The following is an 18,464-nucleotide window of genomic DNA, read 5'->3' as shown; positions in this document are numbered from 1 at the left end:
CCAACCTTACAAGGAAAAAATGATGAAACTGACCGATGTTGTCATTCTTGACGGTGCCCGTACTGCCATTGGCGGCTTTGGTGGCAGCCTGAGTTCGCTGGGCCCGGCTGAGCTGGGAACTTTTGCGGCGAAGGAAGCCATCAGTCGTTCAGGCGTACCCGCAGAGGACATCGACCATTCGGTGTTTGGTCACATTATTCCGACTGGACCAGCTGATGCATACGTAGCGCGTCACATCGGGCTCAATGCCGGTCTGCAGAAAAGTTCTGCTGCGTTTAACGTGAATCGCCTCTGCGGTTCCGGGGTGCAGTCGGTTATCTGTGCTGCGCAAATGATCCTTATGGGTGACAGCCAGATTGCGCTTGCCGGCGGTGCCGAGAGCATGAGCCAGGGTGCCTACGTATTGCCTAATATACGCAAAGGCCTGCGAATGGGTGACGGTAAAGCCGTCGATATGACGATGGGTACGCTTAGCGATCCCTTCGGAAGCGGCCATATGGGTATGACTGCTGAGCGCATTGCCGAAAAGTACGGTCTCACCCGTGAAGAGCTTGATGCGTTCTCGGCAGAAAGTCACCGCCGCGCCGCTCACGCAATTGAGAGTGGTTACTTTAAAGAGCAGATTGTGCCTGTAACGGTCAAGCAGGGGCGCAAGGAGTTCGTCTTCGAGCAGGATGAGCACGTGCGTGCCGGTACTACAACTGAAAGCCTTGCCGGCCTGAAACCAGCCTTTACCAAAGATGGCATTGTCACGCCGGGCAACGCTTCCGGTATTAACGACGGTGCTGCTGCCATGGTTCTTACCAGCGCGGCAGAAGCTGAAAAGCGGGGCCTTAAAGCCCGTGGACGTATTGTCGGGTATGCCTTTGCGGGTGTGGATCCCGGTGTAATGGGGCTGGGTCCGATCCCGGCAGTCCGCAAGGTGCTGGAGAACACCGGTCTCAGTGTGGCAGATCTGGATGTGATCGAATCCAATGAGGCGTTTGCTGCCCAGGCATTGGCGGTCAGTAAAGAGCTGGGCCTGCCTGCAGACAAGGTAAACCCGAACGGCGGTGCGGTTGCGATGGGCCACCCGGTGGGTGCTACCGGCTCCATTCTCATCATCAAAACTCTGGCGGAGCTTGAGCGCACGTCTGGGCGCTACGGTCTGGTCACTATGTGTATTGGTGGTGGTCAGGGGATTGCGTTGATTGTTGAGCGCATCAGCTGATCTGACAGACTGATTTCTTTTTGAGGCTGAATTGGGTAAAGTTTACGTTAACGTAAAGAGTGATTTATTTCCAGTTCAGCCGATTCAGATGATGTGAGGGGAATACGATGGAATTCAAAAACGTACCGGCCATTGTGACGGGTGGTGCATCCGGGCTTGGCGAAGGCGCCGCTCGGGCACTGGCTGCAGCTGGCTGCAAGGTTGCCATCCTTGATCTGCAAAAGGAGCAGGGCGAGAAGGTTGCTGCGGATATTGGCGGCATCTTCGTACACTGTGATGTGAGCTCGGCTGAAAGTGCAGAAGCTGCGCTGGCAGCGGCCAGTAAGGTCCATGGCCTTTGTGGTATTGCGGTCAGTTGCGCGGGTATTGGCCCTGCAGCCAAAATTCTCGGCCGTGATGGTGTTATGCCGCTGGAGAGCTTTAGCAAGGTAATTCAGGTAAACCTGATCGGGACCTTCAACATTCTCAGGCTTGCAGCTGCCGAGATGGCGCAACGTGAACCCAATGCCGACGGCGAACGTGGGGTTGTTATCAACACCGCCTCGGTAGCCGCGTACGAAGGGCAGATCGGGCAAGCGGCATACAGCGCGTCCAAGGGTGGTGTGGTTGCTCTTACCATACAGTCAGCCCGGGAACTGGCTCGTGAAGGTATTCGGGTAAACACCATTGCACCAGGCCTGTTCATGACACCTATGATGTCTGGCATGCCGCAGGAAGTGCAGGATAGCCTCGCCGCCACGCTGCCATTCCCCAAACGCCTGGGCAAGCCAGAAGAGTTTGGCATGATGGTGGATCAGATGGTGCGTAACCCTGTTCTGAACGGAGAAACTATCCGGCTGGACAGCGCCCTGCGCATGGCGCCTAAATGAACCCGGTTACATGCAGGAGAGCGCAATGACCACCACTATAGATCAGGAAGAACTTTCGCTGTTCCGGGAGTCTGTTATCAAGGCTCTGGAAACGGAAGTTGCACCGCATTACGAAGCCTGGGAGAAGTCCGGTCTTGTGCCTCGTGAGCTCTGGAACACACTCGGTGATGCCGGAATGTTGTGTGTGGACATACCGGAGGATTGCGGTGGGTGTGGCGCACCCTTCCAATACTCTGTGGTTGTTGGAGAGGAACTGGCTCGCATGGGGTTCGGTGCGCTCTCAACCAATGTAATGGTGCATTCAGACATTGTGGCTCCCTACATCAGCCATCTGGGTAATGAAGCCCAGAAGCAGCAATGGCTTCCAAAGATGGTATCTGGCGAGGTGGTTGGTGCCATTGCAATGACGGAGCCGGGTGCCGGTAGCGATTTGCAGGCAATGCGCACGAGCGCAGTACTGGATGGTGACGACTATATCCTGAACGGTTCAAAAACCTTCATCACTAACGGCCAGCATGCCGATATGGTGATTGTTGCAGCCAAGACTGATCCTTCGGCCGGAGCCAAAGGTATCAGCCTGTTTCTGGTGGATACCAGCCTGCCGGGCTACAGCAAGGGGCGGAATCTGGACAAGATAGGTCAGCACAGTGGTGATACTTCTGAGCTGTTCTTTTCGGATATGCGTGTACCTGCATCGGCACTTGTGGGTGAAGAAGGCAAAGGTTTTGCCTACCTTATGCAGGAGTTGCCACGTGAGCGCCTGGTTATTGGTGCCTTGGGTGTTGCTGCAGCCAGAGGGGCACTGGATCTCACCATAGCTTACAGCCAGGAACGGGTTCTGTTTGGCCAGAAACTGGCCCAGATCCAGAACACCCGGTTTGAAATTGCCCGCATGGAAACCGACTACCAGGTTAACAAGGCTTTTGTCAGTCAGTGCATCAGCCAGTATGAAGCTGGTGAGCTGGACGCGCCGACGGCGTCGATGGCCAAGTACAGCGCGACCGAAATGCAGTGCCGTGTGGCAGATGGCTGCCTGCAGCTGTTTGGTGGTTATGGCTACACCACAGAGTACCCCATTTCCCGTGCATTTACGGACGCCCGGGTTCAGCGTATTTATGGCGGTACGTCCGAGGTCATGAAAGAAATTATTGCCCGCTCTGTTCTGGGTAGAGTCTGACATTATTGAGGTTTGAGTATGAGTGATAACAGCGTTGTGATTGCTGGATCTGCCCGGACGCCCATGGGCGCCATGATGGGAGCCCTGAGTTCTGTACGCTCTCCGGAGTTGGCAGCCTCTTCTATCAAGGCTGCTATTGAACGCAGTGGCCTGACCCCCGCAGACATCCAGGAAGTGATTATGGGTTGTGTGTTGCCGGCTGGATTGGGGCAGGCTCCTGCACGCCAGGCATCCCGCGCGGCAGGCATTCCCGACAGCTCCGGGTGTACTACGGTAAACAAGATGTGCGGTTCCGGTATGCAGGCTGTGATGCTGGCTCATGACCAGATCAAGGCAGGTACCAACAGCATCATGATTGCTGGCGGTATGGAAAATATGAGCCAGGCGCCTTACCTGTTGCCAAAGGCCCGTGGCGGCATGCGTATGGGTCACGGTCAGGTGATGGACAGTATGTTCCTCGACGGCCTTGAAGATGCCTACGAAGGCGGCTTGATGGGCGTGTTTGCCCAACGTTCAGCTGATGATTACAACATCACCAGGGAGGCAATGGACGAATTTTCCATTGGCTCGCTGAACAAAGCACTGGCGGCTATAGAGAACGGTTGGTTCAAATCTGAAATCTCACCAGTTTCCATCGCTGGCCGTGGCGGTGAAACTCTGGTCGATACCGATGAACAGCCGGGTAAGGCAAGGCCGGAAAAAATTCCTACGCTCAAACCCGCTTTTGCTAAAGATGGTACGGTAACCGCTGCCAACTCCAGCTCCATCAGTGACGGTGCCTCTGCTCTGGTACTGGCTTCTGCGGCAGAAGCCAAAGCCCGTGGCCTGACGCCTCAGGCCCGAATTGTGGCTCATGCGACGCACGCCCGCTTACCGGCGGAGTTTACACTGGCTCCCATCGGTGCGATTGAAAAGGTGCTGGAAAAGGCTGGCTGGACCAAGGACGATGTGGATCTGTTCGAGATCAACGAAGCCTTTGCGGTTGTCAGCCTGCTGGCGATCAATGAGCTCAGCCTCCCGGCTGAAAAGGTTAATGTATACGGTGGCGCCTGTGCTCTCGGCCATCCTATCGGTTCTTCCGGATCGCGTATCCTGGTCACACTCATCAATGCGCTGAAGCAGAAAGGGCTGAAGCGAGGTGTGGCTTCCCTTTGTATTGGCGGCGGAGAGGCAACTGCGGTTGCTGTTGAGCTGGTCTGATTTTCAGCCTCCCACACTCTTAACGCTTGCAGTGGGGAGGCTTTTTACCTGGAGGCAATGTCCTCGTCACTATGCTCTTGCCGCGGCAGGTGTTCTGCCACGAATCCGGCTGACATGGCACTCACTGTCTGAACGTGGCTGCGCATCAGTCGCGCTGCCCCGTCAGCATCACCTGCGAGAATGGCGCTTAAAATTGCATCGTGTTCCTCCCAGGACTTGCTCATCCGGTTTGTCATGCGAAACTGCGCACGGCGGAAGGGTGCGAGGCGGGTACGGGTGGCCTCTGCAAGCTGTTTCAGTTGAGGGCTCTGAGCTGCCTGAAAAATCAGTGCATGGAAGTCCTGGTTGAACTGGTCGTATTCGTCTGAGGTGCCGTCTCTCACCAGGTGAATCGAGTTTTTGTGTAGTTTTTCCAGTGCTTGCCTCTGTTGACGGCTCATTCTCAGAGTTGCCAGCCTGGCTAATGAAGCCTCCAGTTCCGCCATGGCTTCGTACAGGTAGTTCAATGAATCAGTAGATAAGGTCGCGACTATTACCCCGCGGTTCGGTCGGTGAGTGACCAGCCCCATGGCGGCGAGATGCCCAAAGGTTTCACGAATGGGGGTTCGGGATACGCCAAAGCGTTCGGCCACGGCTTTTGCATCCAGCTTGGCACCAGGCAGCAGTTTGCCGCTGACGATGTCATCGGCCAGCGTATGAACGATTGTATCCACGGTTTTGCCCTTACGTGGGCCTTCAGCGGAAGTCAGTGTCATGCCAGGTCTCTCCTTGGACGCTTGACGTATGGCTGGCCGGAGGGTGCGGAATCGCGGCCAGCAGGCTCCGGGTGTAATCGGTCTCTGGTTGATCCATTATGGCCCGGGTATCACCTTCTTCAACAATTTCTCCCTTCTGCATCACGATAATGCGATCACACAAGAGGCGAACCACGTTCAGGTCGTGGCTGATAAACAGATAGCTCATGCCGAGATGATGTTTAAGGTCTTCCAGCAAATTCAGAACCACGGCCTGGACCGAGACATCCAGCGCAGCCGTCGGTTCGTCCAGAATCAGAAGCTGTGGATCCAGGGCAACAGCTCGCGCAATACCCACTCGCGCCTTCTGGCCACCGGACAGTTGGTGGGGATAGCGGTCCAGCAGATCGTGCGGCAGGCCAACCAGGCTTGCAAGCTCCAGTACCCGTGCTTTTCGTTCAGCTTTGCTCAGGTCTTTGGCAAGGCGCTTCAACGGATCTTCGATAGAGCGCTCAGCGCTCCAGCGCGGATTAAGGCTGTCGGTCGGATCCTGAAACACCATTTGTAGCTTGCTGCGTAACGGGTGGGATGCAAATTGGCTGGCAGGAATGCTGGCAATGTCTTCGCCCAGAAATTCGATCCGCCCCTCGGTTGTATCAAGTAACCGCATGAGCATGGCCGAGGTGGTGGATTTTCCGCATCCGCTTTCTCCCACCAGTCCCAGGCTTTCGCCCTGGCGAATACTGAATGACAAATCCCGAACCGCAAGGTGGTGGTTTTCCGATCCCGGCTTGCCGAAGCTCTTTTTGAGATTGCTGACCGTTAGCAGAGGTGGCCCCGGAGGGCTGGACTCCGGCAGCGGATCAGTCTTGTCGAGCATTGCCTTCGGCAGCAGGTCCCGCACATTTGAATCACGACGCGGTGTGGCCTGCAGCAATTGTTTGGTGTAGTCCTTCCGGGGCGACTGGAATAACACTGTGGACGGGTTTTGCTCAACAACACGGCCTTTTTCCATCACCATCAGTCGATCGCAGTAGGCGGCTGCCAGGCCGAGATCATGGGTAATGAGTATGGTCGACATGTTGAAGCGCGCTGTGAGTTCCACAATCAGGTCCATCACTGCTTTCTGGGTAGTAACGTCCAGACCTGTTGTGGGTTCGTCGGCGATCAGCAGCTGAGGTTTGCAAGCGAGCGCAATGGCGATAACAACCCGTTGGCACATGCCGCCCGAGAGTTCAAACGGGTAGGCATCGAAGCGCTTCTCGGCGTCTGCGATTTTTACTGCCTGGAGCATTTCGATGGCTTTGCCCCGAGCCTCTGCACGGGTTGCCTGATTGTGCTGGATCAGAACATCGGCCACCTGCTGGCCAATTTTTCGTATGGGGTTCAGAGCAGCCCGCGGATTCTGGAAAATCATGGAGATTTCCCGGCCACGGATATCGCGCATGTCGGATTCCGGGATTTTCTGCAGGGCCATACCACCGTAGATAATCTTGCCGCTGGTAATCTTTCCCGCGCGATCCAGTATTTTCATTACCGCATAGGATGTGACGGATTTGCCGGAACCGGATTCGCCAACAATGCCCAGAGTTTCTCCCTTGGCGACTGAAAGGGAAACGGCGTCGATGGCACGGACAATTCCTTTGCGGGTATTGAAATCAACGCTCAGTCGTTGAACATCAAGTAAGGGTACGTTCATGGGAGTTCCTTATGTCCGTCGCTGGGGGTCGACAAGATCACGTAGTCCGTCGCCGATCAGATTAAAGGTAAACACTGCCAGCATCAGGGCCATGCCGGGGAAGACCACAAGCCACCACTCTCCCGAGATGATGAAGTTGGCGCCTTCAGCGACCATGATCCCCCACTCAGGCGTTGGTGGCTGTACGCCCAGGCCTATAAAAGAAAGGCCGGCAGCATTGAGGATGGCCCATCCCATATTGAGCGAGATCTGCACCATCATCGGGGGCAGGGTATTTGGGAAAATGTGCCCGAACAGTACTCTGAGCTCCGAGTTACCGGACAGACGGGCGGCCTGAACAAATCCTGCATTGCGCCGGATGCCGACTTCGGCCCGGGCCATGCGGGCGTAGAACGGCAAGTTGATAATGGCGGTAGCGTAGACAATGTTTTCAACAGAATTCCCTGCTGCAGCTACTATGCCCATAGCCAGGACGAACAGCGGGAAAGCCATGATAGTGTCCATCAGGCGCCCTGCGATCCTGTCGGTCCAGCCGCCGAAATAGCCGGACAGTGAACCGATAACAGAACCGAAGAAAAATGACAGAGCGACCGCAGACACAGATATCATCAGATCCAGACGTGTGGCGACGACAACTCTGGAGAAAACATCCCGTCCGAGATGATCGGTGCCAAACCAGTGCGCAAGGCTGGGCGGGGTCAGAGCCGGGCCTGCGCCTGTTTCGACCGGGTCAAAAGGCACCAGGTAGGGGCCAAAAAGGGCCATGATGATCAGAGCGATGAACATGGCGAATGAGATACCGGTTAGCGGGTTTTCCGCCATGATGTATCCAAGGTGCTGCCAATAGCCTTCGCGAGCTGGCTCTGCGGGTGAGGTTGCCGGTGTGGCTAATGATGAAGTCATGTTATTCCTCCTCACTCACACGCGGGTCGATCAGCGTGTAGGCCAGATCGATCAGCAGATTGAGGGATACGAACAGAAGTGCCATGGACAGGACGAATCCCTGAACGGCGGCGTAATCGGATACCACCAGAGCCTCTACAGCGAAGGAGCCAATACCTGGCCACGCGAATACCTTCTCGACCAGCACGTTGGCGCCGAGCACGAACGAAAATACCATCCCGAGTGTTGTCACAACCGGCAACAGGGCATTCCTGAATGCGTAATCAATCAGAACCCGACGGCTGCTCAATCCTGCTGCGCGGGCTGTGCGGACATAGTCGCTGGCAAGGGTCTGCAGCATTGCGGCCCGGGTCATTCGGGCGATAGGTGCAAGGGTAAACAACGCAAGGGTGATAACCGGAAGCGCCATTTGAGCAAGGGAAGCCTTGAACAGAGCCCAGTCGCCAGCGATCAGTGAGTCGATCGTATAAAAGCCGGTGACCGTTTCCGGTGGCAGAAACATCATATCCAGCCGGCCCATGGGCGGTGGGGCCCAGCCGAGTAGATAGTAGAATACGTACAGCAATGCCAAACCTGTAAAGAACGTCGGCAATGAGACACCGGCCGTTACGAGGAAGCGACACAGGTGATCTACCCAGGAGTTGGGGCGGGTTGCCGCCAGAACCCCGAGTGGAATGGCGATCACCAGTGATAACAACAGGGCCGCCAGAGTCAGTTCCAGGGATGCGGGTAAGCGTTTTGCGAGTTCCTGGGCCACGGTTTGCCCGGTTGAAATGGCAACCCCCAGATCACCCTGCATCAGATCGCCCACATAAGTGACGAACTGCATCGGCATTGGCTGGTCCAGCCCCAGGTTTTTACGTACCTGTTCAATGGACGCTTCATCGGCCATGTCGCCGGCAAAATAGGCCGCAGGATCCCCGGGCAATGCCCGGGTCAGCAGAAAGCACACCACCAGAATACCGAAGATCGTTGGGACCGCCTGTAATAGGCGGGCCAGTACCCGCCTGGACTTTACTCCGAGAGCCACGTGTTACTCCTTAATGACGAAATCAGGCCGGTTTAAGCGGACGGATATCCATCTGGCGGTGGAACCAGTATTCGTAACCTTCAACACCTTCCTTGAAGGCCACGTTCAGCGTTGGTTGCCACAAAGGAATGCGGGGGATGTCGTCGAAGGCAATCTCGATCATCCGTGTCACATTGGGGGTGTATGCAGGGTCCGTGACGGCCATATCGAGAGTTTCGTCGATCAGTCTGGTCATCTCCGGATTGTCGTAATTGTAGGAATTGAAAAGATTGCCTTTGATGTAGGCCCAGAAAAAGTAGTAATCCGGGGTGTTCAGCCAGCCACCAAAATTTTCCAGATGCAGTGGGAGTTTTTTCTCAACCAGGGCAATGGTGCGCCAGTTGGCGCCTGGGATTTTTTCTATCGTGGCTGTGATACCAATCTGGGCAAGGCCCTGTTGAATCAGCAATGCGGTTGGTTCTGCCCAGTCGGCGACCGAGAGGTTAAAAGACAGCGGGACTTCGAAGCCATCTTTGTAGTCTGTCTGTGCCAGCAACTCCCGCGCTTTTTCCAGATTCAGTTCATAGGGAGACTTTTGCGGCCAGGCGATACTGGTGACCTCATCAGTGCCTCCCCACATGGGCATGCCCTGGCCATAGGCGGCCTGCTCAAAAATCTTTTCATAGGGAATAGCCCAGGCAATGGCCTGGCGAACCCGTTTATCTTTAAACGGTTCGAAATCCATATTGGTACAAAGTGAGTAGATACAGTTCTCAATAGGGGTGCTGACTACTTTTATACCGTCTTTACTGGCCAGTTCTTTGGCATCTTTATTGGGGATGTCCTGTGATGCGGTCACGCTTCCCCGTTCGATAAGAGCGCGTCGGGTTGATTGTGCCGGAACCTCACGCTGTATCACCCGCTGATAGCTGGGAAGAGGGCCGCATGCCCAGTTGTCATTGCGTTCATAAACCAACTGTTCACCGGCATTCCATCGGGATACTTTGAATGCGCCTGATCCCGCAGGAGTGCGGTGCAGGTACTCTGTTGCCCAAGGGTCTTCCGTGGTTGCATTGGCTTTGGCAACTTGTGAGTTGATTATGATGGGAATGGGTGTCGCCAGGTCGGGTAACGCCAGCTTGGATGCAAAGGGCAGGGTGATCTGGAAGGTACGATCATCCAGGGCCTTGAACTGATCCGGCGACTCAAGCCGGCCAGCCTTCATTTGAACGGTCGGGAAGCCACCCAGAGAGACTGCACGATCCAGCGACCATTTTACGTCGTGGGCTGTGACAGGCTTGCCATCCCAAAAAGTGGCGCCTTCCCGGATCCTGAAGGTCATAACCGTCCCGTCCTCGTTAATCTCCCAGGACTCGGCCATTTCCGGTTGAACGTTGTTGTAGTCATAGCTCAGAGAACCGTCGGGCATTTCCTTGGTGCCAAAGCTGACCAGACGGTCGTAGCAGTTAATGGCGACCTGGTAGCTGGTTCGGTTGGTGCCGCTGCGATGAATGTCCAGGCTGTTGATAGTTCCGCCGATTACAACCACGGCGGTTTCGTTTGATGCGGCCAGAGCACTTCGCGGAAGTAACTGGCTAAGGGGAATAAGGCTGGCCCCTACTGATAATGTGGTGGCGCCTTTGAGGAAATTTCGACGATTCATTATGCATGCTCCATTTTGCGGATTATGCAAATAGTGCATGCACCTTCCAAGCCAACTTGATTTTTTATAATTGAACCAAAAGAGTATGTTGTAAATCTTGAAGGCTGAGGCGTGTAAAGAACAAAATGGAATGCTGACTGGATATTGTATGCACGGTCTTGGGTCGTGCCAGGTAGAGGTAGCACCATTAAGGCGCCGTGTTCTGATTTAAAACCGGCCTCCGTTATACAGGATTACTTACCAGGAATATGGAGACCCAGGCCATCGGTTTTCAGCTTGTTGAGCCGGCGCATTGACCAGAGCCCCAATACCGGACCAGGAAGCAGCCAAAGCGTTACCCACACCCCTTCGGATTCCCATAGATTACTGGTTATCCAGATAGCAGGCAGGGTCAGCGCAAAACCGATGGCGTTCATTACAGCCAGCGATGCGCCAACAAACTCTCTGGGGGCTGCGGCGGCAGCCAGTGCAGAAAACTGCGGCGAGTCTGCAATGACGGTGATGCCCCACAGGGCCAGCAGGAACAACAGTATTCCGGGCGGAACCCAGGGAAGAAAAGGGTAGGCCAGACAAATTACCCCTGAGATTGCCAGAGAACCGTTTGCTACCCATTCACTTCCAAATCGCCGGCTGAGTTTGCCGCCCCATATACACCCGAAAAACCCTAACCCGATTACCAGAAACGAAAGCAGGGGTATTGTTGTTGGAGATGCCTGCATGCGAAGCACTTCTCGCGTGATAAGTAATGGTGTCAGAGTCCAGAAAGCATAAAGCTCCCAGCAATGGCCAAAGTAGCCGCCGGCTACCGCCCGGAATCTGGGCGATCTGAGCCCGGCAAGCCCTGTGCGCAATCGCGTTTTTGCAGTACTGACAGGCAGGTGAGGGCCATCTCCCAAAAACAGAATCATCATGCCGCCAAGAAGAGCCAGGGCTGAGGAGCCCAGTAATGGCCATTGCCAGGGCAGGCCGGGCGTCATGCCGCGCAACAGGTGCGGCATGGCGGTGCCGAGAGTCAGCATGCCAACCAGCCAGGCCAGTGCTGTCCCCGTATGTCTGGGAGTCCAGCCAATAACCAGTTTCATACCGAGAGGGTAGATGCCGGCAAGACAGAGGCCTGTCAGAAAACGCATGACAAGGTCGAACGGCGGGGAAGATGCTGTCAGCACAAAACCAGCATTCATCAGAGCTCCAAGCAGGCTGGAGCATGCAAAAATATAGCTGGCCCTATAGCGGTCAGCCAGCCCGGAAATTGCAATGGTGAGCGTGCCAATGATGAAGCCAGCCTGTACGGAGAGCGTTAAGCTTCCGAGATCTGACTCAGTTAGCCCCAGTTCACGGGAAAGGGATAACCAGACTCCGTTTATACTGAACCACAGGGAGGTGCCACAAAGCTGCGCCAGGACGATGACAAATAACGGATGGCGTTGTGTAGCCTTGCGAAAAATCACGGGTTTTTCCCCTGTTGTTATTGCCCCCGGCTGTCAGGCCGTTCGGCTTGCTGCAGGTGCCAGGGCTGGTGTGGTTAGTATAACCTCCGCCACAGTGTGCAGCTTTTCCAGCTGGGATTGAAGCATAGTTACAGGTCGGGTGCCTTGAACGGTCAGAGCAATATCCAGAACGCCGTCTTTGGTTTCCACTGCCATCTTCGCAATCCGGAAGCCGCGGATACGAACGACCTGGCACAGGCGTTCAAGCGCAGCGGCTTCGTGGTTCATGCGACAGGTGATTGTATAATTGGGTGCGTTATTGCCGTTCTCAGTGGTCATGCAACCTTCTCCTTTTTATCTGCGGTGTTGCGGCGGGTTTCATCAATCATCTCTTTGTTACTCCCGCCTGGTTTTACAATTGGCCAGACGTTTTCATCCCGGGCAATAGCAACATGCAGAAGCATCGGGCCGTGGTAGGCGAGTATGGTTTCAATACCCCGGCGAACCTGGTCGGTACGCTCAATTTTCAGGGCTGGGATATCGAACGCCCGGGCCATAGCGACAAAATCCGGGTTGTCGTCGAGGTTAATCTGGCTCTCCCGGTTGTTGTAAAACAGCTCCTGTTGCTGGCGCACCATGCCCAGGCACTGGTTGTCCATAATGATCAGTTTCACTGGCAGGTTATACCGGCGAATGGTGGCCATTTCCTGCGCGTTCATCATGAAGGAACCGTCGCCGGTTACATTCAGAACGGTACTGTCAGGCCTGGCAAACTGGGCCCCGATTGCCGCAGGCAAACCAAAACCCATGGTGCCCAGGCCGCCGCTGGTGAGATGATGGCGCGGGTGGTCGAACTGGTAATGCTGGGCTATCCACATCTGATGCTGGCCAACATCGCACGCAATAGTCGTGTCATCCGGTGCAATCCGGGATAGCTGGCGAATGAATGCAGGGCCAGTAATTGGAGCCAGAGGCTCTTCATTATCTGCTGCCTGAAAACCTCCCGTCGTGCGCCAGGTCTGGCATTGCCTGCGCCATTCGCTGATCTCCAGAGGCGCTTCTCTGAGTGTTCGTGTCAGTTCTTTGAGAATGGCGTTCAGGTCGCCGCGAATTGCGAGCTCTGCACTCAGGAGTTTGTTCATTTCAGCCGCGTCGGCGTCAATGTGGATCAGGCGTGCATTTGGCGCAAATCCCTCCAGCTTGCCGGTGGCGCGGTCGTCCAGGCGGGCACCGATTACCAGAAGGAGGTCGCATTCATCTACGGCACGGTTTGCAGCACGGGAACCGTGCATGCCCAGCATGCCGAGGTTGTGAGTACTGTGTTTGCCAGGGTTTCCGATACCCTTGAGTGTTACTACCGCCGGCAGCCCGGAGTTCTCGGCAAATTCATGAAAGCTCTCTTCTGCATGGGCCAGGCTTATGCCTCCGCCACTGTAAAGCAGTGGCTTGCGGGCTGTTCGCAGCATGGCTATCGCGCTGGCGAGGTCGGGGCATACGGCTTCCCGCAGTATCGAACGGCCGATCGGGGCAGCTGCAGTTTCTGCCAGTAACACATCCTTTGGGATATCAATCCATACAGGCCCGGGTCGCCCGCTTTGAGCCAGTTCAATGGCTTCGTCCAGAATGACAGGCAGTTCGTCAGCACTCTCAACCAGATAGCTGTGTTTTACGATTCCAAGAGTCATTCCCAGAACATCGGTTTCCTGAAAGGCATCAGTGCCAATCAACGAGGAGGGAACCTGGCCAGTTATTACCAGCATGGGGGTTGAGTCCCGGTGCGCGTTGGCTACACCCGTAATCAGGTTGGTAGCGCCGGGGCCGGAGGTGGCAATGCAAACACCCAGCTTGCCGCTGGCCCGGGCATAGCCGTCCGCAGCCAGGGCACAGCCTTGTTCATGACGACAAAGCACATGTTCTACGTTCACATCATCCACCAAGGCATCGTATAGCGGCATTATGCAGCCGCCCGGGTAACCAAAAACCGTCTGGATGTTGTGGTGGTGGAACGTTTCAAGAATGTGCTGTGCGCCGTTCATTGTCGTATTTCCTGTTTTTTTCTTCCGCAAAAAAGAAACCCCCGGGACCTTGCGGTGCCGGGGGTTTCTGGTGTTTCGTCAGGCTTGTCTCTATCTCACCCGCTTATCCACGCAAAAGCCCCCGGAAGGTATCACTACCACCAGGACTGACACTGCAAGGATGATTACGGAGTTAAGATTCATAAAACGGACAATCTGCTCTGAATTCGTAAAAAGATTCTGTGTAGAATCTACCTCACGTTTTAAACAGGTTGCAACCGTTTAATCCGTTTTTTTTCAGAGGGCGTTTTTATTTCAGCTGCAATTCATTGGTTTCACGCTGTGTAGGTATTTCATGAGCAGAGTAAAGTGGAGTTCGTTGGGATTGTCCATAGTGGTGGTGATTGCTCTGGTGATCTGGATGGCAACGGGCGATATCAGGGTTGCCAGCACCAAAGCGCCGGAACAGCAGGAAGTCGCGCAGCAGAAACGGACCCGGGTCCAGGTGACAACTCTCAACGCTCAACTATATGAGCCGGGTCTTCTGCTCCAGGGCCAGATTGAGCCGTGGAATGCTGTAACAGTGAGCGCCCGGATTGCCGGCACAGTTGAAACCATTGAAGCAGAGCTCGGTGATTCAGTTAAAGCCGGTGATGTGTTGTTAACCCTTTCGGAAGACGGCCGCAGTGCAGAGGTCGCGCGCTGGCAGGCTCAGGCCAGAAAGCTTGAGGCAGATCTGTCTGCAGCACGCAGGCTTCGCGCCAGCAACCTGACATCCCAGTCGGAAATTCTCGGTCTTGAAAGCGAACTGGCTGCAGCCCGTTCGGAGTTGAAGGCTGCTGAGCTTGCTGTTTCCCATCTCAGGCCTTCGGCGCCTTTTGATGGAGTGATTAACGGTAAAAGCGTGGAGGCAGGAAGTCTGGTTCAGGTGGGCTCACCCTTGTATGACCTGGTTCGGATCGACCGGCTTAAAGCCAAAGGGCAGGTGCCACAGCAATCCGTTGCGCAAGTCGCTCCCGGCCAGAAAGTGCTGGTGCGTCCTCTGGATGGGGATGCACTTGAGGGCGTGATCACTTTTGTGGCCAGTGCCGCAAACCGCGAAACCCGTAGTTTTGCTATAGAGATCGCCGTTGAAAATCCGGAGCAGAAACGCATTGCCGGTGGCAGCGCCAACCTTCGTGTTGCGCTGGCGGATGTTCAGGCCACTTTTATTTCCCCGGCTTTTTTGTCTCTGGGTGAAGATGGCCGGCCCGGAGTGAAATATGTTGATGAAGATAATCAGGTTGTTTTTGGCGCGGTAACCTTGCTCAGTGTTTCGACCGAGGGTGCCTGGGTAACCGGTTTACCCGATGAGATTCGCCTGATTACCCGTGGCGGTGGATTTGTCAGCGAGGGCGAGTACGTTGAGCCTGTTGATGTCGCTGAAAAACAGGGCTGAGCAATTATGCGTGCACTCATTTTCGCCGCAATAGATCGTAGCCGCACCACACTGTTAACCCTGCTGTTTTTGATTCTGGGTGGTGTAGCTGCTTTTCAGACAATCCCGCGGGAAGCGAACCCTGACGTTACCATTCCCATGATCTATATCTCCATGACGCTGGAAGGCATAAGCCCGGAAGACGCAGAGCGACTGCTGGTGCGGCCTATGGAACAGGAGTTGCGCTCGCTTGAGGGTGTCAAGGAAATGCGGGGTACAGCTTCAGAGGGCCATGCTTCGGTGATGCTGGAGTTCGATGCCGGTTTTGATCCGGACACAGCTCTGCAGGATGTGCGGGAAAAGGTGGATACTGCCCGCAGTAACCTCCCGCAAGAGGCGGATGAACCACGGGTGAATGAGATCAATGTTTCTCTTTTCCCTGTGCTTTCCATTGGTCTTTCCGGACCCCTTTCTGAACGGGAATTGATAACCATCGCCCGCGAGTTTCAGGATGCTATCGAGGCGATTCCGGAGGTCCTGGAAGTCGAGATTGGAGGCGATCGGGAGGATCTGCTGGAAATTGTTGTAGACCCCCAGGTGCTGGAAAGCTATGGCATAGACTTTGATAACCTCGGCTCTCTGGTTACCCGCAACAATCAGCTGGTGGCAGCCGGCTCGCTGGATACCGGTAATGGGCGCATGACGCTGAAAGTCCCTGGCGTTATCGAGAATATTGAAGATGTTATGTCCATGCCGATCAAAGTTGATGGCGATACCGTAGTGACTTTCGGCGACGTAGCCATGCTCCAGCGCACCTTCAAAGACCCGACCGGATTTGCCCGCATCAATGGCGAGCCGGCTCTGGTGCTGGAAGTGTCAAAGCGCACTGGCGCAAACATTATAGAAACCGTGGGTCAGGTGCGTGAGCTGATCGCCCGGGCACAGCCCCAGTTGCCGGAGGCTCTGGATATTCGCTATATCATGGACCAGTCTGATGAAGTCCGGGATATGCTGAGTGACCTGCTCAATAACGTACTGACCGCCATTGTGCTGGTCATCATTGTGATCATCGCTGCCATGGGACCGCGATCCGCCATGCTGGTAGGGCTTACTATTCCTGGTGCCTTTCTTACCGGCATTCTGGTGATCTGGATGATGGGCCTGACCCTGAATATCGTTGTGCTCTTCAGCCTGATTCTGGTTGCAGGAATGCTGGTCGACGGTGCCATTGTGGTATCAGAGCTGGCAGACCGTAACCTCTCTGAAGGGCAGACAGTGAAAGACGCCTGGGCGGAGGCAGCAAGCCGCATGGCCTGGCCTATTATCGCGTCTACTGCCACCACTTTAGCGGTGTTTGTACCGCTTCTGTTCTGGCCCGGTGTTGTGGGAGAGTTCATGAAGTTTCTGCCCATCACCGTAATCATCTGTCTGGTTGCATCTCTGGCGATGGCTCTTGTGTTTCTGCCGGTTCTGGGGGGTATCAGCGGTGGTCGGCGTGCCCGTGCGGTCAGTGAAAGCGGGCAAATGATGCAGGGTTACCGTCGTTTGCTCTCCACACTCCTGTCTTATCCCGGTTTTACCTTGATGGGCGTGTTGGCGATCGTTGTGCTGGTCTATATCGCCTATGGAAAGTTCAACTATGGCGTAGAGTTCTTTCCCAGTGTGGAGCCGGATTCAGCTCAGGTGCAGGTTCGCGCGCGCGGAGATCTCTCGGTGCTGGAACGGGATGCCATTGTGCGGCAGGTAGAAGATCGTTTGCAGGGTATGCCTGAAGTGAAAGCTGTTTACGCCCGGTCAATGCTGAGCGCCAGTACGCAGATGGCTCCGGATGTGATCGGAGTGCTTCAGTTCCAGTTTACCGACTGGTTTTCCCGCCGCCGTGCCAGCGAGATTCTTGAGGATTTTATGGCCCGCACTGAGGATATTCCGGGTATTGAACTTGAGTTTCGAAAGCAGGAGAACGGCCCGGCGGGCGGCAAGCCAATTGAGCTTCAGATCAGTAGTCGCGAAAGCAGCAAACTTAACGGGTATGTAGACCAGATAGAAGAGCAGATGCGTGCCCAGGGCGGATTTCTGGATATTGAAGATGATCGGAGCTTACCCGGTATTGAATGGCGCCTGGAAGTTGACCGGGAAGCTGCTGCCCGGTTTGGAACCGATGTGCTCAGCATTGGCAGTGCAGTTCGTCTGGTTACCAATGGGCTGGTACTGGCAACCTACCGGCCCGAAGATGTGCGGGACGAGGTGGACATTGCGGTACGGGTTCCGAATAACTGGCGCGAGCTGGATCATTTGCAGCGCCAGACAATCAGCACACCCCGGGGGCAGGTGCCGCTATCGCAGTTTCTCGATCTGCAGCCGGGAAGCAAGACCGGCAGTATTGCCCGGGTTGATGGTCAGCGAACGGTTACTATCAAATCAGATATCCAGCCCGGCGAGCAGGTGGACAGTTTACTGAAAGCGTTACAGGCAAATCTCCCTGAGCCCCCTGATGGCGTGTCGGTGAAGTTTGCAGGTGAAAACGAAGATCAGCAGCAGGCTTCCAACTTCCTGGCAACCGCATTTCTGGTGGCGATTGCCGTGATGCTGCTTATTCTGGTGACCCAGTTCAACTCGCTGTATCAGAGCTTTCTGATTCTCTCAGCGATTGTGCTTTCCACCGCAGGGGTTCTTCTGGGATTACTTCTGAACGGGCAGTCTTTCGGTGTTGTTATGGTCGGTATGGGCATTATTGCGCTGGCAGGGATTGTGGTGAACAACAACATCATTCTGATTGATACCTATAACCAGATGAAGAAAGAGGGGATGGCTGCTTACGAGGCAGCGCTGGAAACCAGTTGCCTGCGCTTACGCCCGGTGATCCTGACCGCTGTGACCACCGTGCTGGGGTTGATGCCCATGGTCCTCGGTATCAATGTAAATCTTCTGGCGCCATCGTTGGGGTTAGGGGCTCCATCCACGCAATGGTGGGCGCAACTTTCCAGCGCTATTGCCGGGGGGCTGGCTTTCGCAACCATACTTACGTTGTTACTGACACCCGCTATGCTGGTGCTCGGTGACAAAGCAGGCCAGAAGTTGAGAAGCTTTTAACGTGACTGCGGCATGGTTGACTGTTGCGGGTTCACAAGCCCGTTAAATTAA

Annotated in this window: 14 protein-coding genes; 6 read left to right on the top strand and 8 right to left on the bottom strand. The window is 55.1% G+C overall.

Annotated features, from left to right (window positions below):
- Positions 1-22: 22 nt before the first annotated feature.
- The 4 genes from bktB to CPA50_RS14395 all read left to right on the top strand — a co-directional run bounded on the left by bktB (position 23) and on the right by CPA50_RS14395 (position 4,456).
- Complete coding sequence (gene bktB / locus CPA50_RS14410; protein WP_096783232.1) at positions 23-1,210, top strand: beta-ketothiolase BktB; 1,188 nt, start codon at positions 23-25, stop codon at positions 1,208-1,210.
- A 107-nt stretch (positions 1,211-1,317) separates the two neighbouring features.
- A complete protein-coding gene (locus CPA50_RS14405; RefSeq protein WP_096783231.1) occupies positions 1,318-2,079 on the top strand; it encodes an SDR family NAD(P)-dependent oxidoreductase in 762 nt (253 codons plus the stop codon).
- 25 nt (positions 2,080-2,104) lie between these two features.
- The gene (locus CPA50_RS14400; protein ID WP_096783230.1) at positions 2,105-3,256 is read left to right on the top strand and encodes an acyl-CoA dehydrogenase family protein; all 1,152 of its coding nucleotides are present in this window, start codon (positions 2,105-2,107) and stop codon (positions 3,254-3,256) included.
- Positions 3,257-3,274: 18 nt separating this feature from the next.
- Positions 3,275-4,456: an acetyl-CoA C-acyltransferase gene (locus tag CPA50_RS14395; protein ID WP_096783229.1), complete on the top strand. Its 1,182-nt coding sequence runs from the start codon at positions 3,275-3,277 to the stop codon at positions 4,454-4,456.
- Positions 4,457-4,500: 44 nt separating this feature from the next.
- Here CPA50_RS14395 and CPA50_RS14390 read toward each other — a convergent pair whose 3' ends face one another.
- From CPA50_RS14390 to ilvG, 8 genes are all read right to left on the bottom strand, one after another.
- The gene (locus CPA50_RS14390; RefSeq protein WP_096783228.1) at positions 4,501-5,211 is read right to left on the bottom strand and encodes a GntR family transcriptional regulator; all 711 of its coding nucleotides are present in this window, start codon (positions 5,209-5,211) and stop codon (positions 4,501-4,503) included.
- The gene (locus tag CPA50_RS14385) at positions 5,192-6,889 is read right to left on the bottom strand and encodes a dipeptide ABC transporter ATP-binding protein (protein WP_096783227.1); all 1,698 of its coding nucleotides are present in this window, start codon (positions 6,887-6,889) and stop codon (positions 5,192-5,194) included. The genes CPA50_RS14390 and CPA50_RS14385 overlap by 20 nt, the downstream gene beginning before the upstream one ends.
- Before the next feature lie 9 nt (positions 6,890-6,898).
- Positions 6,899-7,792 (bottom strand): ABC transporter permease, encoded by an 894-nt coding sequence (locus CPA50_RS14380; protein ID WP_096783226.1) that lies wholly within the window; start codon positions 7,790-7,792, stop codon positions 6,899-6,901.
- A gap of 1 nt (position 7,793) precedes the next feature.
- On the bottom strand, positions 7,794-8,822 hold the full coding sequence (locus CPA50_RS14375; protein ID WP_096783225.1) for an ABC transporter permease: 1,029 nt from the start codon (positions 8,820-8,822) through the stop codon (positions 7,794-7,796).
- Between the two features lie 22 nt (positions 8,823-8,844).
- Positions 8,845-10,464 carry an ABC transporter substrate-binding protein gene (locus CPA50_RS14370; RefSeq protein WP_096783224.1) on the bottom strand — a complete coding sequence of 540 codons (1,620 nt, stop codon included), beginning with the start codon at positions 10,462-10,464 and terminating at the stop codon, positions 8,845-8,847.
- A 233-nt stretch (positions 10,465-10,697) separates the two neighbouring features.
- A complete protein-coding gene (locus CPA50_RS14365) occupies positions 10,698-11,912 on the bottom strand; it encodes an MFS transporter (RefSeq protein WP_227519664.1) in 1,215 nt (404 codons plus the stop codon).
- A 33-nt stretch (positions 11,913-11,945) separates the two neighbouring features.
- Positions 11,946-12,230: an ACT domain-containing protein gene (locus CPA50_RS14360; RefSeq protein ID WP_096783223.1), complete on the bottom strand. Its 285-nt coding sequence runs from the start codon at positions 12,228-12,230 to the stop codon at positions 11,946-11,948.
- Positions 12,227-13,927 carry an acetolactate synthase 2 catalytic subunit gene (gene ilvG / locus CPA50_RS14355; protein WP_096783222.1) on the bottom strand — a complete coding sequence of 567 codons (1,701 nt, stop codon included), beginning with the start codon at positions 13,925-13,927 and terminating at the stop codon, positions 12,227-12,229. Before ilvG ends, CPA50_RS14360 begins: the two co-directional genes overlap by 4 nt.
- 334 nt (positions 13,928-14,261) lie before the next feature.
- Here ilvG and CPA50_RS14350 point away from each other — a divergent pair, with 334 nt between their 5' ends.
- Complete coding sequence (locus CPA50_RS14350) at positions 14,262-15,344, top strand: efflux RND transporter periplasmic adaptor subunit (RefSeq protein ID WP_096783221.1); 1,083 nt, start codon at positions 14,262-14,264, stop codon at positions 15,342-15,344.
- A 6-nt stretch (positions 15,345-15,350) separates the two neighbouring features.
- Positions 15,351-18,413 (top strand): efflux RND transporter permease subunit, encoded by a 3,063-nt coding sequence (locus tag CPA50_RS14345; RefSeq protein WP_096783220.1) that lies wholly within the window; start codon positions 15,351-15,353, stop codon positions 18,411-18,413.
- The last annotated feature ends 51 nt before the right edge of the window (positions 18,414-18,464 follow it).

Source organism: Marinobacter sp. ANT_B65 (assembly GCF_002407605.1).
Taxonomy (GTDB): domain Bacteria; phylum Pseudomonadota; class Gammaproteobacteria; order Pseudomonadales; family Oleiphilaceae; genus Marinobacter.
Note: the sequence above shows the minus strand (reverse complement) of the source record. Positions and strands in the feature narration are given on the sequence as shown.